Source organism: Streptomyces sp. NPDC012794 (assembly GCF_042901085.1).
Classification (GTDB): domain Bacteria; phylum Actinomycetota; class Actinomycetes; order Streptomycetales; family Streptomycetaceae; genus Streptomyces.
In genome coordinates this window covers 157,529-181,880 of record NZ_JBIBCI010000012.1, presented here as the reverse complement: position 1 = coordinate 181,880, position 24,352 = coordinate 157,529, and the positions used below count along the sequence as shown (strand labels likewise).

Annotated in this window: 25 protein-coding genes and 2 pseudogenes; 19 read left to right on the top strand and 8 right to left on the bottom strand. The window is 73.5% G+C overall.

Translation table 11 applies throughout. The features are described 5' to 3' along the window. The first annotated feature begins 220 nt into the window (after positions 1-220). The 4 genes from ACFY7H_RS22895 (at position 221) to ACFY7H_RS22880 (ending at position 6,055) form a co-directional block, all read left to right on the top strand. On the top strand, positions 221-1,438 hold the full coding sequence (locus tag ACFY7H_RS22895) for a glycosyltransferase (protein WP_388940659.1): 1,218 nt from the start codon (positions 221-223) through the stop codon (positions 1,436-1,438). A gap of 202 nt (positions 1,439-1,640) precedes the next feature. Further along, on the top strand, positions 1,641-3,818 hold the full coding sequence (gene helR / locus ACFY7H_RS22890) for an RNA polymerase recycling motor ATPase HelR (RefSeq protein ID WP_388940657.1): 2,178 nt from the start codon (positions 1,641-1,643) through the stop codon (positions 3,816-3,818). Between the two features lie 60 nt (positions 3,819-3,878). Then, positions 3,879-5,363 (top strand): sensor histidine kinase, encoded by a 1,485-nt coding sequence (locus ACFY7H_RS22885; protein ID WP_388940739.1) that lies wholly within the window; start codon positions 3,879-3,881, stop codon positions 5,361-5,363. After that, complete coding sequence (locus ACFY7H_RS22880; RefSeq protein WP_388940655.1) at positions 5,360-6,055, top strand: response regulator; 696 nt, start codon at positions 5,360-5,362, stop codon at positions 6,053-6,055. The genes ACFY7H_RS22885 and ACFY7H_RS22880 overlap by 4 nt, the downstream gene beginning before the upstream one ends. Positions 6,056-6,139: 84 nt before the next feature. Here ACFY7H_RS22880 and ACFY7H_RS22875 read toward each other — a convergent pair. Continuing rightward, a pseudogene (locus ACFY7H_RS22875) lies at positions 6,140-6,733 on the bottom strand (phosphatase PAP2 family protein); the annotation flags it as partial. Positions 6,734-6,863: 130 nt separating this feature from the next. After that, on the bottom strand, positions 6,864-7,451 hold the full coding sequence (locus tag ACFY7H_RS22870) for a TetR/AcrR family transcriptional regulator (RefSeq protein WP_388940653.1): 588 nt from the start codon (positions 7,449-7,451) through the stop codon (positions 6,864-6,866). A 105-nt stretch (positions 7,452-7,556) separates the two neighbouring features. Here ACFY7H_RS22870 and ACFY7H_RS22865 point away from each other — a divergent pair, with 105 nt between their 5' ends. Next, complete coding sequence (locus tag ACFY7H_RS22865) at positions 7,557-8,402, top strand: class I SAM-dependent methyltransferase (protein WP_388940652.1); 846 nt, start codon at positions 7,557-7,559, stop codon at positions 8,400-8,402. A 251-nt stretch (positions 8,403-8,653) separates the two neighbouring features. Then, positions 8,654-9,664: a quinone oxidoreductase family protein gene (locus ACFY7H_RS22860; protein ID WP_388940649.1), complete on the top strand. Its 1,011-nt coding sequence runs from the start codon at positions 8,654-8,656 to the stop codon at positions 9,662-9,664. Between the two features lie 66 nt (positions 9,665-9,730). On the opposite strand, the gene ACFY7H_RS22855 is transcribed toward ACFY7H_RS22860, so the two are convergent. Next, positions 9,731-9,949, bottom strand: coding sequence for a hypothetical protein (locus ACFY7H_RS22855; protein WP_388940648.1), 219 nt, complete (start codon positions 9,947-9,949; stop codon positions 9,731-9,733). 590 nt (positions 9,950-10,539) lie between these two features. On the opposite strand from ACFY7H_RS22855, the gene ACFY7H_RS22850 reads away from it, so the two are divergent. Beyond that, the gene (locus ACFY7H_RS22850) at positions 10,540-10,812 is read left to right on the top strand and encodes a hypothetical protein (protein WP_388940647.1); all 273 of its coding nucleotides are present in this window, start codon (positions 10,540-10,542) and stop codon (positions 10,810-10,812) included. A gap of 253 nt (positions 10,813-11,065) precedes the next feature. Here ACFY7H_RS22850 and ACFY7H_RS22845 read toward each other — a convergent pair whose 3' ends face one another. Next, a complete protein-coding gene (locus tag ACFY7H_RS22845) occupies positions 11,066-11,434 on the bottom strand; it encodes a winged helix-turn-helix transcriptional regulator (protein WP_388940646.1) in 369 nt (122 codons plus the stop codon). A 443-nt stretch (positions 11,435-11,877) separates the two neighbouring features. Between ACFY7H_RS22845 and ACFY7H_RS22840 the strand changes: the two are divergent. From ACFY7H_RS22840 to ACFY7H_RS22825, 4 genes and pseudogenes are all read left to right on the top strand, one after another. Beyond that, positions 11,878-12,063, top strand: a pseudogene (locus tag ACFY7H_RS22840) (hypothetical protein); the annotation flags it as partial. 73 nt (positions 12,064-12,136) lie between these two features. Next, positions 12,137-12,769: a carboxylating nicotinate-nucleotide diphosphorylase gene (gene nadC / locus ACFY7H_RS22835; protein WP_388940644.1), complete on the top strand. Its 633-nt coding sequence runs from the start codon at positions 12,137-12,139 to the stop codon at positions 12,767-12,769. After that, entirely contained in the window at positions 12,757-13,614 is an 858-nt protein-coding gene (locus ACFY7H_RS22830; RefSeq protein WP_388940642.1) for a PhzF family phenazine biosynthesis protein, read from the top strand. Before nadC ends, ACFY7H_RS22830 begins: the two co-directional genes overlap by 13 nt. A 343-nt stretch (positions 13,615-13,957) precedes the next feature. Continuing rightward, complete coding sequence (locus tag ACFY7H_RS22825; RefSeq protein WP_388940640.1) at positions 13,958-14,254, top strand: DUF1330 domain-containing protein; 297 nt, start codon at positions 13,958-13,960, stop codon at positions 14,252-14,254. A gap of 55 nt (positions 14,255-14,309) precedes the next feature. On the opposite strand, the gene ACFY7H_RS22820 is transcribed toward ACFY7H_RS22825, so the two are convergent. Both ACFY7H_RS22820 and ACFY7H_RS22815 read right to left on the bottom strand, forming a co-directional pair. Further along, positions 14,310-14,435 (bottom strand): hypothetical protein, encoded by a 126-nt coding sequence (locus ACFY7H_RS22820; protein WP_388940638.1) that lies wholly within the window; start codon positions 14,433-14,435, stop codon positions 14,310-14,312. Positions 14,436-14,521: 86 nt separating this feature from the next. Beyond that, the gene (locus tag ACFY7H_RS22815; RefSeq protein WP_388940636.1) at positions 14,522-15,496 is read right to left on the bottom strand and encodes a hypothetical protein; all 975 of its coding nucleotides are present in this window, start codon (positions 15,494-15,496) and stop codon (positions 14,522-14,524) included. 319 nt (positions 15,497-15,815) lie between these two features. Here ACFY7H_RS22815 and ACFY7H_RS22810 point away from each other — a divergent pair, with 319 nt between their 5' ends. Both ACFY7H_RS22810 and ACFY7H_RS22805 read left to right on the top strand, forming a co-directional pair. Beyond that, a complete protein-coding gene (locus tag ACFY7H_RS22810) occupies positions 15,816-16,715 on the top strand; it encodes an NAD-dependent protein deacetylase (protein ID WP_388940634.1) in 900 nt (299 codons plus the stop codon). Positions 16,716-16,766: 51 nt separating this feature from the next. After that, complete coding sequence (locus ACFY7H_RS22805; RefSeq protein ID WP_388940632.1) at positions 16,767-17,798, top strand: aminoglycoside phosphotransferase family protein; 1,032 nt, start codon at positions 16,767-16,769, stop codon at positions 17,796-17,798. Positions 17,799-17,857: 59 nt separating this feature from the next. Here the strand turns inward: ACFY7H_RS22805 and ACFY7H_RS22800 are convergent, their stop codons facing one another. Continuing rightward, positions 17,858-18,316: a peptidoglycan-binding protein gene (locus tag ACFY7H_RS22800; RefSeq protein WP_388940631.1), complete on the bottom strand. Its 459-nt coding sequence runs from the start codon at positions 18,314-18,316 to the stop codon at positions 17,858-17,860. Positions 18,317-19,002: 686 nt separating this feature from the next. Here ACFY7H_RS22800 and ACFY7H_RS22795 point away from each other — a divergent pair. From ACFY7H_RS22795 to ACFY7H_RS22770, 6 genes are all read left to right on the top strand, one after another. Then, positions 19,003-19,665: a lysophospholipid acyltransferase family protein gene (locus ACFY7H_RS22795; RefSeq protein ID WP_388940629.1), complete on the top strand. Its 663-nt coding sequence runs from the start codon at positions 19,003-19,005 to the stop codon at positions 19,663-19,665. Positions 19,666-19,781: 116 nt separating this feature from the next. Beyond that, positions 19,782-20,156, top strand: a complete 375-nt coding sequence (locus tag ACFY7H_RS22790) for a hypothetical protein (RefSeq protein ID WP_388940627.1) — start codon at positions 19,782-19,784, stop codon at positions 20,154-20,156. A gap of 174 nt (positions 20,157-20,330) precedes the next feature. After that, positions 20,331-20,678: an ArsR/SmtB family transcription factor gene (locus ACFY7H_RS22785; protein WP_388940737.1), complete on the top strand. Its 348-nt coding sequence runs from the start codon at positions 20,331-20,333 to the stop codon at positions 20,676-20,678. Between the two features lie 161 nt (positions 20,679-20,839). Then, positions 20,840-21,523, top strand: coding sequence for a hypothetical protein (locus ACFY7H_RS22780; RefSeq protein WP_388940625.1), 684 nt, complete (start codon positions 20,840-20,842; stop codon positions 21,521-21,523). Positions 21,524-21,667: 144 nt separating this feature from the next. Continuing rightward, the gene (locus ACFY7H_RS22775; protein WP_388940623.1) at positions 21,668-22,207 is read left to right on the top strand and encodes an EF-hand domain-containing protein; all 540 of its coding nucleotides are present in this window, start codon (positions 21,668-21,670) and stop codon (positions 22,205-22,207) included. A 160-nt stretch (positions 22,208-22,367) separates the two neighbouring features. Further along, on the top strand, positions 22,368-23,963 hold the full coding sequence (locus ACFY7H_RS22770; protein ID WP_388940622.1) for an NAD(P)/FAD-dependent oxidoreductase: 1,596 nt from the start codon (positions 22,368-22,370) through the stop codon (positions 23,961-23,963). Between the two features lie 142 nt (positions 23,964-24,105). Here ACFY7H_RS22770 and ACFY7H_RS22765 read toward each other — a convergent pair whose 3' ends face one another. Next, complete coding sequence (locus ACFY7H_RS22765; protein WP_388940620.1) at positions 24,106-24,300, bottom strand: hypothetical protein; 195 nt, start codon at positions 24,298-24,300, stop codon at positions 24,106-24,108. Between the last annotated feature and the right edge of the window lie 52 nt (positions 24,301-24,352).

Here is a 24,352-nt window from a genome sequence, read left to right as displayed (position 1 = left end):
GGCGGGTGTTGGGCCGCTCGGGCCCTGGGTGAGGGGGAGTGTCGTCCGCCGATCCCTCGGCACGCTCCACACGAGGAGGGCGGAAACGACAAAGGCAAGGAGGGATGACCACTCCTTGCCACTCTCAAGTTATAACGCACCGGGGGGCTTGCCGCAAGGCCCTGGTCGTGCAGCAGAATCACCGGCCTAAGCCAAGATCATCGAAGTGGGGGAGCCGGTCATGCGTGTGTTGTTCTCGGTCTACGGATCGCGCGGGAGCGTCGAGCCGATCGTGGCACTCGCCGTGCGGTTGCGGGAGCTGGGCGCCGAGGTGCGCGTGTGCGCCCCGCCCGACGAGGAGTTCGTGGAGCGGCTGGCCGGGCTCGGGGTGGAGACGGTGCCCGCCGGCCGGCCGGTGCGGCCCGTGGTCACCACGGTGACGCCCGGGTCGGCGGCCGGTCTGGCGGAGCGCGCCTCGGAGCTGATGGCCGCCCAGTTCGGCACGGTCGCGGCGGCGGCCGAGGGCTGCGACGCGCTGGTGGTGACCGGCCCGCTGCCGGTCACGGCCGCCGCCCGCTCGGTCGCCGACAAGCTCGGCATCCGCTACGTCCACGCGAGCCACCAGCCGGTCAGCCTCCCGTCGCCGCACCGCAGGCCGCCCGTGCGGCGGGGCCAGCCGGTGCCGCCGGAGACCGTCGCCAACCGGACCCTGTGGGACGAGGACGCCCGGATCGCGCACACGATGTTCGGGGAGATGCTCAACACCCACCGCGCCTCGGCGGGCCTGCCGCCGGTCGACGGCGTGCGTGACTACGCCTTCTCCGACCGGCCGTGGCTGGCCACGGATCCGGCCCTGTCCCCGTGGCAGCCGACGGAGCTGGGGGTCGTACAGACCGGCGCGTGGGTCCTGCCGGATGAGCGGCCGCTCCCCGCCGGCCTGGTGGAGTTCCTCGACGCCGGCGAGGCCCCGGTGTACGTGGGCTTCGGCAGCACGCCCGTCCCCGATCCGGAGGGCCTCGCCCGGACGGCCGTCGAAGCCGTCCGGGCCCGGGGCCGCCGCGTGCTCCTGTCCCGGGGCTGGGCCGGCCTGACCCTGCCCGACGGCCACGACGACTGCTTCCTCGTCGGCGAGGTCAACCAGCAGGCGCTGTTCCGCCGGGTCGCCGCCGTGGTCCACCACGGCAGCGCGGGCACCACGACGACCGCCGCCCTGGCCGGGGCTCCTCAGGTGGTCGTACCCGGGGGCGGGGACGGGCCGTACTGGGCCGGCCGGGTCCGCGAGCTGGGCATCGGCGCGGAACACGACGGGCCGGTTCCCACCGCCGACTCCCTGTCGGCCGTGCTCGGGGCCGTCCTGACGCCCGCGGTCCGCGAACGCGCCACCGCCGTGGCCGCCACCGTCCGTACGGACGGAACGACCGTCGCCGCCCGGCGCCTGCTCGACGAGCTCGGCCGGTAGCGGCCCCGGTGCCCGCCTCGGCGTGAACCGGGCCGCCGTCTCGGCGTGAACCGGGCCGCCGTCTCCGCGTGAACCGGGCCGCCGTCTCGGCGCGAACCGGCCGCCACTGCTCGAACCGGGCCCCCGGAAGACCCATCCCACCGCCCCACCGCACTCACCGCACCCCACAGGTCGCGAGCGACCTCAGATCGGAGCCGCATCCGTGAACCCGCTGACCACCAGCGTCTTCAACCTCCCCGAGCACCTGTCCGCCAAGGCCGACGCGAAGCTGGTCGCCGGCGACGAGCAGCACTTCGCCGCCATCGAGGAGTGCCTCGCGCAGACGATCGCCGAGGTGTCCGAGCGGCTCGACGCCGCGCGCAGGGCGCCCGGCGGCATCGGCCGGGAGGCCATGGACCGGGACGCGGAGATCCACCGGCTGACCGCGCGCCTTCGCGTGCTGCGCCGCTTCGGCCTGGACCTGTGCCTCGGCCGCATCGTCCTCGCCGACGACCCCGAGCCCCTGTACGTCGGACGGTTCGGCCTCACCGACAGTACGGGCCGCAGGCTGCTGATCGACTGGCGCTCCCCGGCGGCCGAGCCGTTCTTCGCGGCCACCCACGCCAGCCCGATGGGCCTGGCGAGCCGTCGCAGGTACCGCTGGACCGCGGGCCGGATCGGCGACTACTGGGACGAGGTGTTCACCGTCGACGGGCTGGAGGGGCACGCCGCGCTCGACGACCAGTCGGCGTTCATCGCGAGCCTCGCCGGCAACCGGTCGTCCCGCATGCGGGACGTCCTCGGCACCATCCAGGCGGACCAGGACGCCATCATCCGTGCGGGATCCCGCGGCGCCCTCGTCGTCGACGGCGGGCCGGGCACCGGGAAGACGGTCGTCGCCCTGCACCGCACCGCCCACCTCCTGTACTCCGACCCCCGCCTGGGCCACCGCCGGGGCGGCGTGCTCTTCGTCGGCCCGCACCGCCCCTACCTGTCCTACGTCGCCGACGTCCTGCCCAGCCTCGGCGAGGAGGGCGTCCAGACCTGCACCGTCCGGGACCTGGTCGCCGAGGGCGCCACGGCGGCCGCCGAGAGCGACCCGGAGGCGGCCCGCCTGAAGTCGTCCGCGGACCTGGTGCGGGCGATCGAGACGGCCGTCAGGTTCTACGAGGAGCCGCCCGCCCAGGGGATGACCGTCACGACCCACTGGGGCGAGGTCCGGCTGACCGCGGACGACTGGGCCGCGGCGTTCGACGCGGTCGAACCGGGCACCCCGCACAACGAGGCGCGCGAGCAGATCTGGGAGGAACTGGTCACGATCCTCTTCGACAAGCACCAGGACGAGGGCGACGGGGACGACGACGACCTCTCGCCCGGGCTGTTCCGCAGGTCGCTGCGGCAGAACCGGGAGCTGGTCACCGCCCTGGACCGGGCGTGGCCGATGCTCGAGGCGACCGAGCTGGTCGCCGACCTGTGGTCGGTGCCCGCCTACCTGCGCAAGTGCGCCCCCTGGCTCAGCCGTGACGAGGTGCGCACGCTCCAGCGCGAGGACGCCGGGCACTGGACGGTGTCCGACCTGCCCCTGCTGGACGCCGCCCGGCAGCGGCTCGGCGACTCGCAGGCGTCCCTGCGCAAGCGCCGCCACGAGGCCTCCGTCGCCGCCGAACGCGAGCGGATGGCCGGCGTCATCGACAGCGTCATCGCGGCCGACGCCGACGGCGAAGGGGCGGTGACGATGCTGCACGGCAAGGACCTCCAGGACAGCCTGATCGACGAGACCGCGTTGCCCGCGGCCGACCGGGACCTCCTGGCGGGCCCGTTCGCCCACATCGTCGTGGACGAGGCCCAGGAACTGACCGACGCGGAATGGCAGATGCTGCTGCGGCGCTGCCCCTCCCGCAGCTTCACCATCGTCGGCGACCGGGCCCAGGCCAGGCACGGCTTCGCGGAGTCCTGGCAGGAGCGGCTTGAGCGGATCGGGCTCGACCGGATCACCATGGCCTCCCTGAGCGTCAACTACCGCACGCCGCGCGAGGTCATGGAGGAGGCCGAGCCGGTCATCCGGGCCGTCCTCCCGGACGCCAACGTGCCGGCCTCCATCCGCGGCAGCGGCATCCCCGTGGTCCACGGATCCGCCGCGGACCGGGACTCGGTGCTCGACGCCTGGCTCTCCGCGAACGCGGAGGGCGTCGCCTGCGTCATCGGCGACCCCATGTTCCGTACGACCTCCCGCGTCCGGTCGCTGACCCCCCAGCTGTCCAAGGGGTTGGAGTTCGACCTGGTCGTCCTCGTCGACCCGGAGGACTTCGGCACGGGCGTGGAAGGCGCGGTCGACCGCTACGTCGCCATGACCCGGGCGACCCGGCAGCTCGTCGTCCTCACCGGAGCCGGCCGGCGGTAGTGGACTTTCGGCAGTGCTGCGGGCCCGGCCTGGTTCCGTAGGGTCGCGTCCGTGAGAAAGATGATCGACGAGTGCCGGATCCGGGTACCGCGACGGGTGCCGGTACCCGTCCCGGTCCTGTCCGCCGTCCTGTTCGCCGGGGCGGTGGCCGGCGTGGGCACCGGCGTGTCCACCCTGTGGTGGGGCCTGCCGGCCGCCGTCTGCGCCTTCCTCGGCGGCCGGCGGCCCGGACGGAACCGGAGCACGGTGGCGGCCCTGGCCGGAGTCCTCGCGGCGGCCGTGGTGGCCGTACTGCTGGTGCCGGCGTGGCTGGGGTGGGCGAGCCGGTTCGTCGGGCTGCTCCTCGTGGCGGCGATGCTGCCGTGGTTCGCGGGCCGGTTCCTGCGCCAGTACCGCGAACTCGTACAAGCGGGCTGGGAGCGGGCCGCGCGGCTGGAGCGGGAACAGCGGCTGGTCGCCGAACAGGCCCGGCTGCGCGAACGGACCCGGATCGCGCGGGACATGCACGACCTCCTCGGCCACGACCTCAGCCTCATCGCCCTGTCGGCGGGCGCGCTGAAGCTCGCACCCGGATTGCCGGACGAACACCGGGCCGCCGCCCAGGACATCCGAGCCAGGGCGGGGGCCGCCGTGGACCGGCTCGGCGAGGTGATCGGAGTCCTGCGCGAACCGTCCGAGCCGGCTCCGGGCTCCGGGCCGGGTGCCGGGCTCGCCGAGATCCAGGACCTGGTGGACCGGGCGGCCGCCGCGGGCCTCGACGTACGACTGGACGTCCAGGGCGAACCGGGGTCGGAAGACGGGCCGCCCGCCGTCGGGCGGGCCGTGCACCGGGTCGTCCAGGAGGCCCTCACGAACGTCGCCAAGCACGCGCCCGGGCACCGCGTGACCGTCCTCGTGCGCCACACCGGGGACCGGACCCGGGTCAGTGTGACCGACGAGCCGGTGCCCGGCGTGTCCGCGCCCCGGGACGACGCCGACCGGCACGCGGTGCCCGCGGAGGACCACCACTTCGGGCTCATCGGCCTCGACGAACGCGTCCGGCTGGCCGGCGGATCCTTCACCTCCGGCCCCGAGGGCGGCGGTTTCGCCGTACGGGCCACGCTCCCGCACCGCCCCGGCACCGTGCCGCCCCCGCCACCGCGTCGTACGGGCGACGTACTGCCGCCCGAGCACCGCAGGGCCCGTCGCCGACTGGGCCGTACCGCCGCCGCGGCCGTGCTCGTACCGCTGTGCACCGCCGCCGTGCTGGTGGGCGGCGTGCGTGCGTGGGACACCGTGACGGCTCGGCAGTCGGTCCTCGCACCGGGGGACTACGCCCGCCCGCGCATCGGCCAGCCGCGCGCCGAGGTGGCGCCGTACCTGCCCGAACGCCAGACGACCCGCCGCCCGGCCGCACCGGGGCCCGCGCCGCAGGACGCGGTCTGCGAGTTCTACGTACAGACCGGCGACCCGTTCGACGACCGCTCGGGCGACGTCTACCGCCTCTGCTTCCGGGCCGGGCGCCTGGTCTCCACCGACGACTACACAGGGAAGGCCGTCCGATGATCCGGATCCTGATCGCCGACGACGAACCCATGATCCGCGCGGGCATCCGCGCCGTCCTCGCCCGCGACCCCGGCATCACCGTGGTCGCGGAGGCGGGCGACGGCCGCCGGGCGGTGGAACTCGTCCAGTCCCACCGCCCGCAGGTGGCCGTCCTCGACATCCGGATGCCCGGAACCGGCGGCCTGGAAGCCGTTGCCGAGATCCGCAGGATCGTCCCCGGAACGGGAGTCGTGATGCTGACGACCTTCGGTGAGGACGAGTACATCCTGCGGGCCCTCGGCGACGGCGCCGCCGGCTTCCTGATCAAGTCCGGTGAACCCGAGGAACTGATCGCCGGCATCCGGGCGGTCGCCGACGGGGCCGCCTATCTCTCACCCAAGGTGGCGGCCCGGGTCGTCGCCCATCTGGCGGCCGGCGGCGCGGGTGCCGGAGCCGGCCGCCGCTCCGGGGCGCGCGCCCGGGTCGAGGCCCTGACCGGCCGGGAGCGGGAGGTGCTCGGCCACCTCGGCGGCGGGTTCTCCAACGGTCAGATCGCGCGCCGGCTCGGCCTGGCGGAGGGCACGGTGAAGGCCCACGTCAGCTCGATCCTCGCCCGCCTCGGCGTCGACAACCGGGCCGCGGCGGCCGTGGTCGCTCACGAGGCCGGTGTGGTCCCGGTGCCGTCCGGCAGGCCGCCGCGCGAGGAGGGCTGACACCGTCCGTACGGCGAACGGCTGTACGAGCAGCCGTACCGTCACCGCGGCCGCCGTGCCGAGTGCCGCGCCGGCCAGTACGTCGTGCGGGTAGTGCACCCCGACCAGCACCCGCAGCAGGGCGGCCGCCGCGCCGACCGGCAGGGCCAGGGCGGCCAGCCGGGGCCGTACGAGGATCACCCCCACGGCCAGCGCGACCGCCAGGGTGGAGTGGTTGCTGGGGAACGACCAGTCGCCCGGCACGGGACACGGTGCGAGGACCGGTATCCCCGTCAGGGCGCGGCACGGACGTTCCTCGCCGGCCAGCAGTTTGAGCGCCTCGCTGGTCCCGTAGGCGGCGACGGTCCCGGCGGCGGCCGCCGCCGCCCCGGCCAGGCGCGGCGCGTCCCGGCGGCGCAGGGCGCTCCAGCCGGCCCAGGCCAGCAGCAGCACCAGCAGCAGCAAGGTGGCCTCGCTCGCCGCCTCCAGGACGGCCGTGGCCCACGGCGGGCCCTGCGCCACGCCCCGGGTCAGCGCGCGGTAGGCGCCGGCCGACCAGCCCGCGGTGACGTGTACCGGCGCGTCCGTCGCGAGTGAGCCGCCGGGCGTCAGCCAGAGCACCGCCGCCGCTCCCGCACCCGCCGAGGCGAGCGCCGCGGTCAGGCGACGCCCTCCGTTCCATCGTTCGATCGATTCCATGCGGCCGACGGTAGGAGCGCCGCTCTGCGGCCGCCCCGGCCGAAGGGCTGCCCCCACCCCCGACGATGGTCGGGGTTGACGGCAGTGGGACACCGCGGCAGCCGCCTCCCGCTCCCCGTCCGGCCGGGGTTCAGGCCGTGCCGGTCAGTGCCCGGACCAGGCGACCGACCCGGGCTCGTGACGAGGCCTCCGCATCCGCCGGGCCGGTCATCAGCAGGTGGTGCAGCGTGCCGACCAGGGCCAGCGCGGCCGACTCCACGTCCACGGCGGCCGCCACCCGCCCCAGCTCCTGCTCCGCCCGCAGGTACGCGCCGACGGCCCGTTCGACGGCTGCGAAGCCGGGGGCGCCCCCGGCCCAGGCCTCGCGGACCCGCCGCGCCGCCGCAGGCCGGGTCACGGCCAGCCCCACCAGCCCCGGGTCCAGGGACAGTACGGCCGAGGTCACGTCCGCGAGGTTGTCCGCCACCCCGCCCGTGCCCGCCCGGGACGGGAGGTCTTGCGAGAGCGCGGCGGCGGCGCCGAAACGGTGCAGGACGAGTTCGGCGACGAACTCGTCCAGACCCGAGAAGTGGGTGTGCAGGACGCCTTTGGCGCAGCCCGCCTCCTCGGTCACGGCCCGGCTCGTCAGGGCGGCGGCGCCGTCCCGGGCCAGGACGCGGTCCGCCGCCTCGAACAGCCGCTCCCGCAGGCCTTCGATGGCCACTCCTCGCGGTGACATCAACATCCTCCCGGTGTAAGGGGATTGCCAGTATGGGCGTCCGCCCATACTGTTTGGGCATACGCCCATTCTAGGCGTACCCCACTTCACCGGAGGCCCTTCGGCATGCACTCCACCACCAACACCGCCCAGGCGCGGGCATGGAACGGCTACGAGGGAGCCCACTGGGCCGCCCACCATGACCGCTGGAACGCCGTCAACGCCGGCTTCGACCGGCCCCTGCTCGCCGCCGCCTCCATCCGGCCCGACGAGCACGTCCTCGACATCGGCTGCGGGGCCGGCGCCACCACCCGGCTGGCGGCCCGGGCGGCGGGCCGCGGCCACGCGCACGGCGTGGACCTCTCCGGCCCCATGCTGGAGCAGGCCCGTACGGCCGCCGCCCGGGAGGGCATCGCCAACATCTCCTTCACCCACGGCGACGCCCAGACCCACCCGCTGCCCGAAGCCGCCTACGACGTCGCGATCAGCCGCTTCGGCATCATGTTCTTCTCCGACCCCGCGGCGGCGTTCGCCAACATCGCCTCCGCCCTGAAGCCGGGCGGCCGCGCCGCCCTCCTGTGCGCGGCCGAACCCGAGGGCAACGAATGGCTGACGGCGCTCACCGCGCTGCGGGACGTCCTGCCGGTCGGCGGCTTCGGCACCCCCGGCGGACCGGGCATGTTCTCCCTCGCCGACCCCGACGCCGCGACCGGCCTGCTGCGTACGGCGGGCCTGCGTGACGTCCGCGCCGAACACGTCCGGGCCACGGGGACCTGGGGCCGCACCGCCCGCGACGCGGCGGACTTCCTCCTCGGCTCCGGACCCGGCCGCCACCTGCTGAGCGCGGTCGGCCCCGCCCGGCGGGCCCGCGCCCGCGAACGCCTGGCCGACACCTTCCGCGCGTACGAAGCCGAAGGCGCCGTCCGGCTGCGCGGCACCGGCTGGCTCCTGACCGCCACCCGCGCCGCCTGACCGGTACCGCCGGCCCCGATCCGCCCGGGCGCCGGAGCCCGGGCGGTCACGAGTGCTCCCCGGCGGGCAGCTGCTCATGGCCGCCGGTCCGCGGCGTGGGCAGCCGGCCGGCGAACCCTCGGTCTCCTGCCCCAGACCTGGGTGCAAAGCAGGCGTCTCAGCTCTCGGCGGGGGCGGCTGGCTGGTCTGCTTGCCGGGAATCGGATCGCCGTCAACGGGGTTGGTGGGGGTGAGCCGTTATTGGAGGGGTCATGCGAGCGATTCAGGTGTACGAAGTGGGCGGTCCCGAGGTACTGCAGGTGGCCAAGGTGGACCAGCCGCGGCCGGGTCCGGGCGAGGCGATCGTGGAGGTCGCCGCATCCGGGGTCAACTTTCTCGACGTCTACCACCGCGAAGGCCGGTACAGCCTCCCGCTGCCCTTCACCCCGGGCGCTGAGGGCGCCGGCGCGGTCGTCGAAGTTGGACCCGGCGTCGCTGACGTCGCAGTCGGGGACCGGGTCGGTTGGGTGGAGATTCCCGGCACGTATGCCGAGCGGGCCGTCGTGGACTCCTCCCGGCTGGTGCCGCTGCCCGACGATATCGGCTTCGAGACAGCCGCCGCCGTGCTCCTCCAAGGCATGACCGCGCACTATCTCGTCAAGGACGCCTACCCGGTTCAGGGGGGCGACACGGTGCTCGTGCATGCGGCTGCCGGTGGCATGGGGCTGCTTTTGACCCAGCTCATCACCCATCTCGGCGGCAGGGTGATCGGCACGACGTCGACCACGGCCAAGGCCGAGCTGGCGAAGCGCGCCGGGGCCGCCGAGGTGATCCTTTCCTCCGCAGTTGACGATCTCGCAGCCGAGGTGAGGCGGCTCAACGGCGGTCCGGGACTGCCGGTTGTCTTCGACGGTGTCGGCGCGCACACCTTCGATGCGAGCCTCGCCAGCCTGCGGACCCGCGGCCATCTCGTGCTCTTCGGCGCGGCAAGTGGTGCCGTGCCTCCGTTTGATCCGATGCGGCTCGCCCATGGCGGTTCGCTGACCCTGATCCGGCCCAGCCTCGGGGACTTCATCGCCGATCGGTCCGAACTGCTCCGACGGGCCGCCGATGTGTTCGAGTGGGTGCGCTCCAAGGCGCTTGAGGTCACCGTAACGGGCCGCTACGCATTGTCCGAGGCCGCCCAGGCCCACAGCGATCTGGAGGCTCGGCGTACCACCGGCAAGCTGCTCGTCGTACCCGGTGCGGCCCCTGTTGGACGCAGCGAGGAGACGCAGAGCTGATCGTCAGGCACTCAGCAGGCCAAGATCAAGTTCTGGCGGGTTTCTGGCGTATCTGGGTCACACCCCTCATTGGGAGTCAATCACAACAAGCGTGTCCTCCTGGTCTCGGTCGGACAAGGGGTCGGGGTGGAATGTCCGGGTGTAGCGCAGTCCGGTGTCGGGGGTGATGTTGAAAACCGCGCACAGGTGTTGCGGGTCGGCGCCGGTGACGGCGGCCTCTTCGAGGATCCGGTCCTCGCGGAGTCGTCGAGCGGTGACCGGAAGGCCCTTGAGCAAGGGCTGCATCCAGCCGATGGTGACCGACGTGCGCGAGTGCGCGTCTGCGAGCTGAGGAACAGGTGGGGGTTGCGGGTGTGTGGCAGCGTGAGTGGCGGAGTCGGATGTAGTCGGCGGCGGCGGCCTGACGGGTGAAAGCGTCGAGGGGGTGGTCGATGTTGCCGTGCACGAGCCGGCCGCCGGTGAAGTCGACGGCAGCCAAGGGCAACTCGCGGGCCTGGTGGGGGTAGAGCGCGTGAATGTCGATGAGGGGGACCAGCAGCTTCAGGGCGGGGTCGCCCTCGGCGGCCGCGGGCTGATGTCTGGATCGCCTCGGGGCACAGCGGCGTGGGCACCGAAGCGGGCCTGGCCCCCCGGCTCAGGCCACGTGCGGGGTTGGCGAACGGCAGCCGTTGGCTCCTGAGCGTTTTGAACATGTTGCGCAGCGCGACGGCTTCGTTGTGCGGTGCCGCGCACTGGGACAGCCACTCCGTGAGGTCGGCGCGGGCGACCTGGCGAAGGGTGCGGTAGCGCTTCGAGCAGTCGAGGAGGAACGGGATCGAGGCCATGACCTGGTTGCGGACAGTGGCGGTCGAGCGTGGACGGCGGCGGGGTCCGCCGTGTCGGACGATGCGGATCCACACGAGGGCTTCTGCGCGGGTCTCCGGGGGCGCATTGCTGAGCCGGGGTTGGATCCACGCGTCGAGGGGGTCGATGCGGTCGTCGTCGAGAAGGTCGAGGTGGGCGAGGACCTCAGTGACCCGGGTGATGGCGCGTCCGGCTCGCTGGCGCGGCAGCGTGGCGACGGTGCCGGCCTTGATGTTCTCGTGCGGGCCGTGGACGGCGGTCAGCAGGTACAGGCTTCGCAGCACGCGCTCAGGCAAGGTCGGTGACCAGTCTTGGGCCTCCAGGACAGGATGGTGGAACGTTCCGTGTCGGTGTTCTGCCGAGTCATGCCGCCCCCTTGACCGAAGTTGGGCCGAGTGCGCTTCGTATATCGAAGCGCTGTCGCGGCTGGACCCCATCGCTGCGAAACCCGAAGCAGAAGGATGGGCGGAGGTTTCGCGCCTGCCCCCGGCGCTCGGCCGAGCCATGGCAACCTCGTGACCCGGCGGTCCCGCCCCGCCTCCGATCCGAGGCGGGGCGTCAGTGCGCGGAGCCCCTCTCCGGCGCCCCGTCGCCCACTGTGTCCGGATGGGAGACGCGGCCGGCGGACTGGTCGTCGGTGTGGTCCGCCCCTTGCGGGTCGATCGTGGCCGACCAGCGTTCCGCCCAGCGGACGAGGGGGTTCAGGGCGTGGCGCGCCTCCTGTCCCAGCGGGGTGAGCTCGTAGCGGCTGTCCGGTAGCTGGTGAATCACCTGGGCATCCAGCAGTTCGGTCAGGCGCTGCCGCATCACGCTGGAGGACATGTCGTCGCACCGCTTCTGCAAGGGGCGGAATCCAAGCGGACCCGCGCGAAGCTCCCACAGGATGCGCAGACTCCACCGCCGCCCGAACAGATCGAGTGCGGCCATGAGGGGGCGGCCGGTGGTCGAGCCGCGAACAGGACTGCCAGGTCTGGGTGTTGCCATGTCGGGATGTCCAGCTCTCCAGGGTTGATGCTTCGAATTCCGACACGCTAGCATCGGTGACCGCTTCGGAAACCGAAACGGAGGAGTCTGTTGTGGCACCTACCCTGACGGCCTGGGAGAGAGGCGTTCCTGAAAGCCCGAGACGACGGAGGCGAGACCGGCCGGGAGGACCAGTACATGCGCATGGTGCCCCGAGTTCTACGCCGGCGCCGAGTCGCACGGACGGCTCACCCGGAACCTGTTCGTGGCGGGGGACGGGTGACCGGCACGCGGGAGATCGATTACAGGATCCACCAGGTCCCGCAAACCGGCCCAGCGGAACTTCAGTGCTGCTTCGTCAGCGGTTGCCGCCACCAAGCCGACATCCACTCAGAGCTGAAGACCAGATGGCCACGACCGAGTTTCCCTCGGCGGCAGCACGGGCCACCGCTGCCGCCCTGGCCGAGGACGCCTCAGGGAAGGACATCACCACCGAGTGGAGCGTTCCCGAGGACCTGGCGGCCACGGCCGAGATCCGCACCCGGCAAAGCGGCATCGCCGCCGGCCTCCCCGTGGTCGCCGAGGTCTTCGCGCAGGTCGACCCCGAGGTCAAGGTCGAGCCGGCCGTCGCCGACGGCGCCCGACTGGCCCGACGGCCAGGTCCTGGTGCACCTGTCCGGTTCGGCGCGCAGCCTGATCACCGGGGAGCGTACGGCGCTGAACTTCCTGCAGCGCATGTGCGGCTTCGCGACGCTGACCGACCGCTACGTCCGAGCTGTGGCAGGGACCAGGGCGCGCATCCTGGACACGCGCAAGACGCCGCCGGGCCTGCGCGCCCTGGACAAGTACGCGGTCACCGCCGACGGCGGCCACAACCACCGCCTCGATCTCGCGGCGATGGTCCTGCCCAAGGAGAACCACATCGCCGCGGCGGGCGGGGTGACCGCCGCGATCGAGGCGGTCAGGCGCGCGATGGCGCGCACCGGGCAGACCGTGGAGAGCGATGTCGAGGTGCAGACCGTCACACAGGCCGTCGAGGCCCTCGGCGCCGGAGCCCGCTGGATCATGCTCGACAACATGCCGGTGGCTGACATCGAGCAGGTCGTGAAGCTCCGGGCCGGGCGGGCCGACGCTTCCCGGATCCTGCTGGAGGCCTCGTGCACCATCCGCCTGGACACAGTTCTCGCCATCGCCGGGACGGGCGTCGACCTCATCTCGGTCGGGGCGTTGACGCGCAGCGCGCCCGCATTGGACCTGACCATGCTGCCGACCGCCGGCCCGGTGCCATGTCCGAGGTAGCGGTCGTCGACGCGTGTCAGCGAGACGGCGCGGGTGGCAGCCCGACCGCCGTTCTGGATGATGCGCCGTTCACTGACGAGGAGCGATGCCGCATTCCCACGGAGTTGGGAACATCGCACGCCGTCTTCCTCCGCGCGACCGGAATCGAGCGTCGCCGGCCCGCGTACACACTGCGGTTCTTCACCGCCCAGGGCGAACTGCCCGCCTGCGGCCACGGCACCGTCGCCGCCCTCGCCGTGCTCGCCGAACGGGAAGGCGGAGACCACGACTACCGCGCCGTCCTGCGTACAGCCCACCGCAGCTTCGACGGTCGGGCAAGCCGAGACGGTGACGGCCTGACGGCGTCGTTCGACCCGGGCCCGGTCAGCCTGCGTAGCGCCGGTGGACCCGAACTGAGGGCAGTCGCAGGCGGCCTCGGACTGACGGAGGACGCGGTCGCCGGCGACGCCTGCGTGGCGTCGAACGGGCGGCCGAGGCTTCTGCTGCCCATCCGATCCCGCGCCGCATTGGCCGAACTCACCCCGGACTCGACCCTGTTACGCGCAGCCTGTGACCGCTACGGCCTGCTGGGGTGCTACGCCTACTCGCCCCCGGACCGACACGGCCGAGCAGCAGCCCGGATGTTCGCCCCGTCAATCGGCGTCCCCGAGGACATCGCCAACGCCAACAGCACGGCCTGCCTGGCAGCGCACGCTGCCGGGTTCGGCACACACCGCCTCGCTGTCGACATGGGGGACCACCTCGGCAGCCCGTCCACCATCACGGCGACCGTCCACCGGGACCGCACGGGACACCGGATCCGAGTCGGCGGCCAGGCAGCGATCGTGCGCACGGTCATGCGCTGAGGCCCGCGCCCAAGGCGGGGGTGCCGGTGCGCAGCAGGTCCAACTGCTCCGGTGAGAGCGCGGCCAGTTCTGGCGGCATCTGTGGCAGGGGCTCAGGCTTGATGGCCGATCACGCCGTACTGGTGCGACTCCTCCCTACTTGTCGGCTTCTCTTCGTTCCAGTTCAGGCCGCCGCCCTTCCGGCGAGGCCGGTCATCGACTCGACCGGTTCCGACCGCAGCCCCAGCCGGTTGATCGCAGCCGTCCGACTTCGACGCCGTCTCCGTCGGCTCGCTGACCCACAGCGCGCCGGCGATGGATCTGAGTATGTTTCTGGTGATCAATTCCGAATACAGGAGGAACCGTGGCCAATGGCTACTGGGTCAGCGTCTACCCCACCATCACGGACCTTGAGGGGCTTGATGTCTACAACGAACTGGCCGGTCTGGCCGTCAGGGCCGCAGGCGGGCGGGTGCTCGCCGGCATCGGCAGCCGGGTCGTCGCACACGAAGCCGGAATCGCCGAGCGCGTTGTCCTGATCGAGTTCGACAGCTTCGAACAGGCGGTCGCCGCATACGAGAGTGCGGCTTACAAGAAGGCGCTGGCCGAACTCCCCGACGGCTTCGAGCGCGACTTCCGCATCATCGAAGGCCTCGACTGACGACCGATGCTGCGTCAGGGAGGCTCGTCAGCGCGCCGCACCGTCGCGAAAGGCGTCAGGCCCTGGCATCGGCGGTGATGTCCGGTCCGGCGACGGTTCCCGCCGGCCCGGCGGCTCGGACGTCGGCCTCGATGTCGGCGGGGGTGCGTTCGACGAGGTTCCAGCGGCCGATGCGGGTCATCAGGGCGGCGTACGGGCTCGCGGTCGCGATGCTGGAGAAGTAGAACGTGTCTCCGGGGCGGCACAGGCGGGACAGGGTGGTGCGGATCAGGGCTCGGGTGAAGCGTTCTTCGAGGTAGTCGAAGAGGCCTCCGCGCGGCGGTCTGGGCGCGGCCGCGGGCGGCAGGTGCGTGAGGCGTACTGGAGGGCATTGGGGCCGACGTCGTTGAGGACCAGGCGGTCGGCGGGGTGCAGGAGAGCCGGGTCGACTTGGCGCAGGTCGGCGGCGCCTCCGGACGCGATCAGCAGGATGCGGCGGCCGGTGGCGCGCGCGGGGGCCGTGCTCGGAACGTCCCGGCCAGCCGGGTCTGCTCGCGTTCGTTGGTCTCGGCCATGCCGCGGAAGTGAGTGAGCAGGAACGGTCCCACGTAGTGGACCCGTACCTCGGCGGCGGCCTGCTGCTGGGTGAGCAGCTGGCCGAGGAGGTGCCCGGCACGGGCGTGCTGCAGGAAGGAGCGGAAGGAGACGTAGCGCTGACGGCTGATGACGAGGGCCCCACGCGCTGGGGAACGTCATCAGGACCAGCAGGGGCAGCAGCAGCGGATGGAACACGGTCAGCATGCCGGCCGCGGCGATCAGGGAGACCGCCGAGTTGAGCACGTTGGCGCAGTAACGGATCATGCGGCGGGCCGAGTCGGCGCCGTACCGGGCGGCGTCCATCAGCCGGTGGAACTCGTCGTCCTCGATCGCCGTCAGCTCCACCCGGTGCCCCAGGGCCAGGTACTGCTCGGTGACCGGCCGGTGCACCTTCGGCTCCAGCGCACCCGTCGCCGCGGTGGAGGCCGACCGCAGCAGTGCTCCGAGCACCCCCGTCACCGCTACGAGGACCAGCGCCGGGACCGCTGCCGTGAGCCGGGCCGTGGTCGGGCCCGGGGCCATGAGGTGGCCGTGGACCGAGTTCACCGCGCCCAGCCCGGCGGCCTGGCCGATGCCCAGCCCCAGCTCGGCGCCCAGGACCGTCCGCAGCGCCGGCGCGTCGGCCAGGCGGGCCAGCCGTAAGGCGGTGCCCACCATGGCGGGCATCCCGGGCCATCGTCCACCGGCCGAGCTTCAGCCAGGCCCCCTCGTGCTGGTCCCAGCCGATGTCGTACGCCCGGGGCCCGCCGAACAGCAGCCGCTCCGACTCCGACACCCCGGCGGCGGCCGGCCCGGACGTGGATGCCCCGCTCACGCCGCAGGCTCCGCCGGGTACGGCCGCCGCGCGCGGCAGGCGGGCACGGCGGAGCGGGGCGCGGCGGAGCCTGCCCGCACGGCCGGGCGCCCTGGAGCGGCCGCCCGCCCGACGGCCCGGCGGGGGAGCCGGCCGGGTGCCCGCACCCTGCCGCTTCCGTACGCTGGCAGCATGCGCATGCGCCCCACTCTGAGCTGGACCCCGAGCGAGGACCCGCCGCCGGCCACCACGGATCCCGGCCCGGTCGCCGACGCGCTCGGCACCGGAGGGGTGCTGGTGCTCACCGGCGCGGGCATCTCCACCGAGTCAGGGATCCCCGCCTACCGCGGCGAGGGCGGCAGCCTCACCAGGCACACCCCGATGACCTACCAGGACTTCACCGCCAGTGCTCAGGCCCGCCGCCGGTACTGGGCGCGCAGCCACCTCGGCTGGCGCACCTTCGGCCGGGCCCGGCCCAACGCCGGGCACCGGGCGGTGGAGGCCTTCGGGCGGCACGGCCTGCTCACCGGGGTGATCACGCAGAACGTCGACGGCCTGCACCAGGCGGCCGGCAGCGACGGTGTGGTGGAGCTCCACGGAAACCTGGCGCGGGTCGTCTGCCTCGACTGCGGGGACACCGGCTCGCGAGACGGACTCGCCCGCCGGCTTGAGGAGGCCAACCGGGGCTTCGAGCCGGTGGCGGCCGCGATGAACCCGGACGGTGACGCCGACCTCACGGACCGGCAGGTCGGCGATTTCCGCGTGGTGCCCTGCGCACGATGCGGCGGCATCCTCAAACCGGACGTGGTCTTCTTCGGGGAGTCAGTCCCCGCGCGGCGGGTCGAACGCTGCCGCGAACTGGTCGGCGAGGCCACCGCGCTGCTGGTCCTCGGCTCCTCCCTGACGGTGATGTCCGGACTCCGGTTCGTCCGCGAGGCGGCCCGCGCGGGAAAGCCCGTACTGATCGTCAACCAGGAACCGACCCGCGGCGACCGGTATGCCGTCACGCGGATCGCCCTCCCCCTGGGGGCCGCCCTCACCGCCGTCGCCGAGCGGCTGGACATCCCCGTGGACGGCCGGCCGACGGCCTGAGGGCGCCGGCCGCCCGGGGCAGGCCGGCGGCCCCCGTGGGAGGCTGGGCGCATGTGGTTGCGACTGCCGCCCTTCGGGGACGCGTTACGGGCCGAGCTGGGGCCGCCGGTACGGTGGCGCAGGCTGGGCAGCAGCCCTCGCTCGCGGGTGTGGCGCGTCGTGCTGCCGGGGGCGACGGTGGTGATGAAGCAGATCGTCGGCGGTCCTGACGCCGACGAGCGATACGTCCGCGAGGTGACGGCCCTGCGGCTCGCCGCCCGGGGGGAAGCTCCCGTGGTGCCCGCGTTGCTGGCCACCGATCCCGGCGAACGGGTCCTGGTGCTGGAGCATCTGGATCACCGGCGCCCGGCCGGTGACTGGATCGTCGGCCATGCGGAGGCGCTGGCACGGCTGCACGCCACCGGCCGCCCGGAGGACGCCGGTTCGCTGCCCCGGTGGCAGGGCCCGGACCAGGCCGATGTCGAAGCCTTCCTGCGGCTGGCCGGGGCCCTGGAGGTTCCCGTGCCGCCCGGCGCATCCGGCGAACTCGGGGAACTGGTCGAGCGACTCGCCCGGACGGGCGGGCATGCCCTGCTCCACGGGGACCCCTGCCCCGGAAACGATCTCCACACCGACAGGGGGGTCAGATTCGTCGACTTGGAACAAGCCTCACTGGGCAGCGGCCTGATGGAACTCGCCTATCTGCGCATCGGCTTCCCGACCTGCTGGTGCGTCACTTCGGCACCGGCGCGGCTGCTGGAACGGGCGGAGGACGCGTACCGCGACGCGTGGCGCACCGCGACCGGCTCGGAAACCCCGGCCGACCTCACCGACGCGTGCGCCGGCTGGCTGCTCCGCGGCGACGGACTGGTGGAACGTGCCCGCCGCCAGAGCACCGATCACCTGGCCCGGATCCCGCACAAGGACTGGAAGTGGGGCACCGCCACGGCCAGGCAACGGCTCGTCCACCGGCTCGGCGTCGTAGCGGACATGACGGATGGTCACGCGGCGCTCGGCAGCGTGAGCCGCCTCAGCACCGGGATGCGCCGGCGCGTGCTCGCCCGCTGGCCCGGCCTCCGGCCGCTGCCGACGGGGCGACCGTAGCGGCCGTCCGGCGAGGGCCGTCCCGGGCACGTGCCCGGGACGGCCGGGAGCGCGAGGTGTCAGCACCAGGTTCCGTTGTCGCCGATGTGCGAGAACGCCTTCCAGGCAGCCCTGGTCTTCGTACCGGCGACGCCGTCGACGCCGCCGGTGTCGTAGCCCACGTAGTTGAGGAACCTCTGCAGGCCGCGGATGGTGTTGGGCCCGACCTCCCCGTCGACGGCCCCGGCCGGGTACCCGCGGTCGTTGAGGAAGCGCTGCCAGGCCTTCCAGCTGTCGGGGCCGAGCCGGCCGTCGATGGGGCCGGGGCTGAATCCGGCGATGCGGACGTAGCACTGCACGCTCTTGGCTTCGCCGGTGTTGAGGCCGAGGTTGTTGACGGCCTGGACGGTGACGGTCCGGACGGTCGCCTGCGGTACCGGCGCCGCGGTGGCGGCGGTCGCACCGGTGAGGGCGCCGGTCAGACCGAGGACCAGACCGGCGGCCGTGACACCGACAGCGGCCTTCGCGCGTGTGAGCATGGTTGTTCCCGTTCTTCCGATGGGTGGTCGCCCGGGGCAGACTCCGTACGGAGAGGGATCTATCAGCACCGCGGGGGCGGGGCGAGACGGGCACGGAGGGTTGCCCGTCAAACCGGCCCGCCGCGGGCCTGACCGAGAGTCACCCGCCCCGGCGCCCGGCCCAGGGCGTACGGCGACCTCAACGCCCTTGGCCCGACAGCCGAGACCTCCTGAGCGTGGACGCCCGTGACCACTTGTCGTCCTGGGACCGGCGCTCCGTGACCGCAGGATGACCGGTTCCGCCCGACCGCGAGCGGGCCCGGCGGGGCGGCGTCGCCCACACCTGGCAGGCCCGCCTCGCCTCAGCCCCGGCGGTGGACGCCTTCCTCACCACCGGCCGGGACGAGACCGCGTTCGTCGGCGTGGAAGAGCTCCGGAGCAGGCGCCGATGACCGGCCGGCCGTACGCGGTCTGGCTCTCCCCGCAGGCCGCCAGGGTGCTCACCACCCTGCCCGATCACGCGGAAGGGACGGGCCCGGGACGTCCTCCACCGGAGCTGACGCCGCCCCGCCGGCCCCCGGAGCCCGCGCGTCCTCCGAGTAGGGCGACCGGCGGGTTTGAGTACGACGACTCAGGCGGCCCCAGCACGTCACCGACGACGCTGGGGGCAGCCCTCACAGCCGCCGTCACGAACGGGACAGAACGCCATGCTCAGCCGCCTCGCCCAGCTCCTGGTCCCCGCCTTCGGACGCGTCCGCGTCACCACGGCGCCCGGCGCCCACCTGCCGCCCGGCAGCGTCATCGTCGCCAACCACACCTCCCTCGCCGATCCGGCCGTGGTCCTCGCCGCCCTGCGCCGTTGCGGCGTCGAGCCCGTCGTCATGGCCGCCGCCGGGCTGTGGCGCACCCCGGTCCTGGGCCGGCTGCTCGTCCGGGAGGGCCACATCCCCGTCCACCGGGGGGACCGGCGGGCCGCCGAAGCCCTCGACCACGCCGCGTCGGCGCTGGCGGTGGGCCGCTCGGTCCTCATGTACGCCGAGGGCGGCCTGCCCACCCGCCGCGACGCCGCCGAAGCCGCGCCCCTGGCCTTCCGCACCGGGCTCGCCCGGCTCGTCGCGCGCACCGGAGTGCCCGTCGTCCCGGTGGGCCAGGCCGGGGCCAGACGCGTCACCTCGGGCGGCGCCGCCAAACAGGTCGCCGGGCTCGTCACCGCCCCGCTGCGGCGGCCGAGGCTGCACGTCCACGTCGGACCCCCGCTGCGACTCACCGGGGACACCGCCGCCCGCACCCTCCAAGCGCACGCCGCCGTCACCGACGCCTGGCGCACGGCGGCCGCGCGTCTGCGCGAGCCGGCCGCGCACGCCGAGTAACGACGGGCGCGATCACGCCATTTCCGTTGATCCGGCCGTACGGAGCCGCACGCTCGGTAGCGTCCCCGTACGGAACACCCGTGCCGGTCCCGGCACATGACACCCGGAGGACAGCCGTGGCGAACGTGGAAGTGTCACTGAAGGAAGCGATGACCTCGATCGAGGGGGCGCTGGGAGTGGCGCTGGTGGACTACGCCAGCGGGATGGCCCTGGGCACGCTCGGCGGGGGCAAGGACCTGGACCTGACGGTGGCGGCCGCCGGGAACACCGACGTCATCCGGGCCAAGATCCGCACGATGGAAATGCTCGGCATGCAGGACGAGATCGAGGACGTACTGATCACCCTCGGCAGCCAGTACCACCTGATCCGGATCCGGCGCAGCCGCTCGGGCGGCGGTCTCTTCCTCTACCTGGTGCTCGACCGGGGCAGGTCGAACCTGGCGATGGCCCGCCACCAGCTGAGCCGCATCGAAGCGGATCTGGAGGTCTGACCGTCGTGTCCGTCGGGCCCACGCACGCCCATGAGTTGAAGAACTCTTCAACTCGGCACATGTGAAATCGGTCAACATCGGTTCGGCGTGGGCCGGCAGGACGCGACGATGGGTGAGGTGGTGATCCCCACCCGAGCCGGAGCCCGTCCGCAGGAGAACAGGAGCGTCGTGGCCATGCAGGTCCCGCTGTACCAGGCCAAGGCCGAGTTCTTCCGGATGCTCGGCCACCCGGTCCGCATCCGCGTCCTGGAGCTCCTCCAGGACGGCCCGATGCCCGTACGGGACCTGCTGGCCGAGATCGACATCGAGGCGTCCAACCTCTCGCAGCAACTGGGCGTCCTGCGACGCTCGGGCATCGTCGTCTCCACCCGTGAGGGGTCGACGGTCACCTACGCCCTCGCCGGCGGCGACGTCGCCGAACTCCTGCGTGCGGCCCGCAGGATCCTCACGGAGATGCTGGCCGGCCGCAACGCCCTGATCGCCGAGCTGAACGACCCGGAACCCGCCCCCCTGCGCACGTAGCCCACCCGCCCCCCAGGCAGAGCCGTCGCCGGGTCGTGCGCCGTAGCACACTCGGGCCGGCCGGGGGAGGACCTCGGGGATGCCCGTCCGGGGGTACGCGGCCGTGGCTACCGTGCTGAGGGACGGCCGGCCCCCGGCGGCGGCCGGGGAGGAGCGGGTGGATGGGGACCGTAGCGGTGGGGTTCCGGCTCGGCTGGGACAGGAAGGGCCGGCAGGCCACGGTGGTGCTCACGCGGGCGGGCGTCCTGCACCACAGCAGTGGCCTCCTCGGGCTGCCGCCGCGCCCTTCACGGCCGCAGGCTCCGGCAGCCCCGGACCCGCATCCGGTGCCGCGCCAGGCCGCGACGTTGCGCCGGGTGTACGCGGGGCTGGTCCATCAGGGGTACGGCCGGGAGCTGATCCCGCCGGTCTGTGTCCGCCTCGACACCGACGAACACCCGCTCCACCCCCGCCCGTGGGGCGAGCACGCACCCCGCGCGCATCCGGAGCTGATCGCCGAATTCACCGGCGCCGCCCCCGCCGGCCCCGGAACCCTCGACGACGCGCTGAGCACCTTCTACGCGGCGATCGGCCTCGTCCCCCGGCCCCGCACCGCCCTCCCGCCCGGCCCGGCCGGCATCCCCCCGGCGGTCCGCCAGGCCCTGACCACCCTCGCCGACGGCCACACCCTCGCCTCCCGCCCGAGGCGCGGCGCCGGATGGACCGTCACGGGCGCGGGCGTGCGCCTGCACGCCGGTGCCGTCGGCGAGGACCTCACCCACCGCGAAGTCGCCGAGCTCCAGGCCGCTCTGACGGCCTGGCTGCGCCACCAGCGGCGCCCCGGCACGGGGGCCGGCGCGCGGTGAGCCGGCTCCGGCCCCGGGCGGGTGCCGTCACCCGGAATGCCCATTCCTCCCGTTCCTTCCATGCGGGCGGGCCCCGGCCTGTGGTTTCCTGGGCCCGCTTCGCACCGTGGCGGTGCGGCTACGTGCAGTGAAGGGGATGGTGTCATGAGCGTTCTGGACATGAAGCTGGACCGGTCGTTCGACGTCTTCGACGCGGACCGCGACGGGCGGCTCGACAAGTCCGACGTCATCGGCCTCTCGGACAGGCTCGCCGAGTCGCTCGGTCTGGCCCCGGACGCCGTGGCCGGGCTCCGCGACTCGCTGGCGGAACTCTGGGACACCGTCTTCCAGCGGATGGACCGGAACGACGACGGCGGAGTCGACCGGCAGGAGTTCCGGGCGGCGTTCCGGGCCCGGATCGTCACGGACCAGAACCGGATCTGGGAGCGGATCAGGAACATGAGCAACGCCTGGACCGAACTCGGCGACCGTGACGGCGACGGCATGCTGAGCCGCGACGAGTACACCTCCCTGCTGCACGGCATGTTCCGCCTGCCCCACCAGACCTGCGACGAGGCCTTCGACCGGCTCGACGTCGACGGCGACGGGCAGCTGAGCCGTGAGGAGATCAGCTCCGCGATGAAGGAGTACTACACGAGCGAGAACCACGCGGCCCGCGGCAACCAGTTCTTCGGCCGTCTCTGAGACGTGCACGGGGGCGGGGAGCGGCACCGCGGCTCCCCGCCCCCCGTCCGGGGGACGTTCCCGCCGGGCCGCAGCGGCCGCTCCGCGGCCGATTCGTATCGCGTCCCCGCTCGTTGACCGGAGGGAAGCCGATCTTCGCACAACCCTGGAGGACCCCTTGATGGCCGATGCGGCACTGCCGGTGATCGTTCTCTCCGACTCCGATCCGCTCCGCCGGCACGAGACGGCCGAGCTGGTGCAAAGCTGGTACCGGACGTCGTTCCGCGTGCTCCAGGTCGGCGGGCCGGCGGAGGTGGTCCGCGCGCTGCACTCGCTCGCCGATCGGAACGTGCCCGTCGCGGCCGTGCTCGCCGACGAGGCACCCGAGCCCGGCGCCGCCCACCCCGGTGTGCGCTGGCTGCCCCTGGCCGGGCACTCCGGCGCAGTGCCCGGCGCCCGCGGCGGGTCCGGGAGCGACGAGGACCAGGCCGAGCACCTCCGCGGCGCGCTCGACGACTCCCTGTGTACCTGGAACGCCGACTTCCACGGTGATCTGCCGACCGCCGAGGTGCGCGGAAGCCGTTTCTCGCCCGCCGCCTACGCGGTGCGCGACTTCCTCGGCCGCAGCGGCGTGATCTTCCGCTGGCTGCCCGAGGAGGACGGGCGGGAGGCCCCGGTGACCGTCCGGCTCGGCGACGGCACGCGGATGACCGACCCCTCGATCAGCGAGCTGGCCGAGCGGCTGGGCCTCATCCGGCCGGCCGAGCAGGACCACTACGACGTCGCCGTGATCGGCGGCGGCCCCGGAGGCCTGTCCGCGGCCGTGTACGCCGCCGCCGAGGGCATGAGCGTCGTCGTGATCGAGGACGACGCGCCCGGCGGGCAGGCGGGATCGACCTCGCGGATCGAGAACTACCTCGGCTTCCCCGTGGGCCTCACCGGCGGCGACCTGGCCCAGCGCGCCCTGCAACAGGCCCGCAGGGCACGCGTCGAGTGGCAGCCGACCCGGGTGGCCAGCCGGGTCACCCCCACGGGTACCGGTGACCACCGCGTCGAGTTCGTCAAGGCCGGCACGGAGGAGACGGCCTCGGTCACCGCCGCCGCGGTGGTGGTCGCCACCGGAGTGGAATGGAACCGCCTGACCGCTCCCGGCGTCGACCGCCTCCTCCACTCGGGGGTGTACTACGGCTCGTGCCTGTCCGACGCCCCCTCCACCGTCGGGGAGGACGTGTACATGGTGGGCGCGGGCAACTCCGCCGGACAGGCCGCCCTCTACTTCGCGCGCTACGCCCGCTCCGTCACCCTGCTGGTACGCGGCACCGACCTCCGCGCGTCCATGTCCAGCTACCTGGTGCAGCGCATCGAGCGGGCCCCGGGGCTGCGGGTCCTGTTGGGCACCGAGGTGGCCGAATGCCTCGGCGGGGCATGCCTCACCGGGCTCAGGCTGCGCGAGCGCGACGGCTGCGAGCGGACCGTCACCGCGCACTGTCTGTACGTCCTCATCGGCGGCCGCCCCTCGACCGAGTGGCTCGGCGGCGCGCTGAAGCTCGACGAGCGCGGCTACGTCCTGACCGGAAGCGGCGGAGCCGGCCCCGACGCCCTGCAGATGGAGACCAGCGTGCCCGGGGTGTTCGCGGTGGGCGACGTACGGTCGGGATCCGTCAAGCGGGTCGGTGCCGCGGTCGGCGAGGGCGCCGCGGTCGCCCAGTCCCTGGTCGAGTACCGGCGGCGGATCCCCGACCGCTTCCGGGACGCGCGAGCGGCCTGCGGCTTCTGAACGGGACCGGCCGGCCGGCGTGACCGCCGCTCGGTCACGGCGGCCGGCCGGGCGCACGCGCGGCCACGGGCGACTCCGTACGGGCACAGGGCGCTCCGGCGGCCCGGGTGCGGCGGTCACGTCGGCAGTCCGGACCCGGGGGTCAGCCGGGCTCGTTGTCCGGATGCGCCTGCGTCTTCAGCGTCCAGTACTCGCCCAGGCACACGTCCTGCAGCGGCGGGAAGCGGTGCCCCTTCACGTCGGTGCTCCAGTGGTGCTCGCCGCCGCAGTCGCACTCGTAGATCCCGCTGGCCGGCACGATCTCGCCCGGGTGCCAGGAGGTCTTCTCGTCGGTCATGCGCCGCGTCTACCCGCCGTGCCGTCATCCAGGCCTGCGACGTGCGCCCCGC

Excerpts from the sequence above, each read along its gene's own strand:
- ACFY7H_RS22780 (WP_388940625.1), top strand. The coding sequence starts at position 20,840 with ATGGGGACCGTAGCGGTGGGGTTCCGGCTCGGCTGGGACAGGAAGGGC.
- ACFY7H_RS22830 (WP_388940642.1), top strand. The coding sequence starts at position 12,757 with ATGTCCGAGGTAGCGGTCGTCGACGCGTGTCAGCGAGACGGCGCGGGT.
- ACFY7H_RS22815 (WP_388940636.1), bottom strand. The coding sequence starts at position 15,496 with ATGCCCGCCATGGTGGGCACCGCCTTACGGCTGGCCCGCCTGGCCGAC.
- ACFY7H_RS22820 (WP_388940638.1), bottom strand. The coding sequence starts at position 14,435 with ATGACCCGCATCGGCCGCTGGAACCTCGTCGAACGCACCCCCGCCGAC.
- ACFY7H_RS22865 (WP_388940652.1), top strand. The coding sequence starts at position 7,557 with ATGCACTCCACCACCAACACCGCCCAGGCGCGGGCATGGAACGGCTAC.
- ACFY7H_RS22805 (WP_388940632.1), top strand. The coding sequence starts at position 16,767 with ATGTGGTTGCGACTGCCGCCCTTCGGGGACGCGTTACGGGCCGAGCTG.
- ACFY7H_RS22860 (WP_388940649.1), top strand. The coding sequence starts at position 8,654 with ATGCGAGCGATTCAGGTGTACGAAGTGGGCGGTCCCGAGGTACTGCAG.
- ACFY7H_RS22775 (WP_388940623.1), top strand. The coding sequence starts at position 21,668 with ATGAGCGTTCTGGACATGAAGCTGGACCGGTCGTTCGACGTCTTCGAC.
- ACFY7H_RS22810 (WP_388940634.1), top strand. The coding sequence starts at position 15,816 with ATGCGCATGCGCCCCACTCTGAGCTGGACCCCGAGCGAGGACCCGCCG.
- ACFY7H_RS22765 (WP_388940620.1), bottom strand. The coding sequence starts at position 24,300 with ATGACCGACGAGAAGACCTCCTGGCACCCGGGCGAGATCGTGCCGGCC.
- ACFY7H_RS22870 (WP_388940653.1), bottom strand. The coding sequence starts at position 7,451 with ATGTCACCGCGAGGAGTGGCCATCGAAGGCCTGCGGGAGCGGCTGTTC.
- ACFY7H_RS22785 (WP_388940737.1), top strand. The coding sequence starts at position 20,331 with ATGCAGGTCCCGCTGTACCAGGCCAAGGCCGAGTTCTTCCGGATGCTC.
- ACFY7H_RS22800 (WP_388940631.1), bottom strand. The coding sequence starts at position 18,316 with ATGCTCACACGCGCGAAGGCCGCTGTCGGTGTCACGGCCGCCGGTCTG.
- ACFY7H_RS22795 (WP_388940629.1), top strand. The coding sequence starts at position 19,003 with ATGCTCAGCCGCCTCGCCCAGCTCCTGGTCCCCGCCTTCGGACGCGTC.
- ACFY7H_RS22845 (WP_388940646.1), bottom strand. The coding sequence starts at position 11,434 with ATGGCCGCACTCGATCTGTTCGGGCGGCGGTGGAGTCTGCGCATCCTG.
- ACFY7H_RS22885 (WP_388940739.1), top strand. The coding sequence starts at position 3,879 with ATGATCGACGAGTGCCGGATCCGGGTACCGCGACGGGTGCCGGTACCC.
- ACFY7H_RS22895 (WP_388940659.1), top strand. The coding sequence starts at position 221 with ATGCGTGTGTTGTTCTCGGTCTACGGATCGCGCGGGAGCGTCGAGCCG.
- ACFY7H_RS22770 (WP_388940622.1), top strand. The coding sequence starts at position 22,368 with ATGGCCGATGCGGCACTGCCGGTGATCGTTCTCTCCGACTCCGATCCG.
- ACFY7H_RS22855 (WP_388940648.1), bottom strand. The coding sequence starts at position 9,949 with ATGCAGCCCTTGCTCAAGGGCCTTCCGGTCACCGCTCGACGACTCCGC.
- ACFY7H_RS22880 (WP_388940655.1), top strand. The coding sequence starts at position 5,360 with ATGATCCGGATCCTGATCGCCGACGACGAACCCATGATCCGCGCGGGC.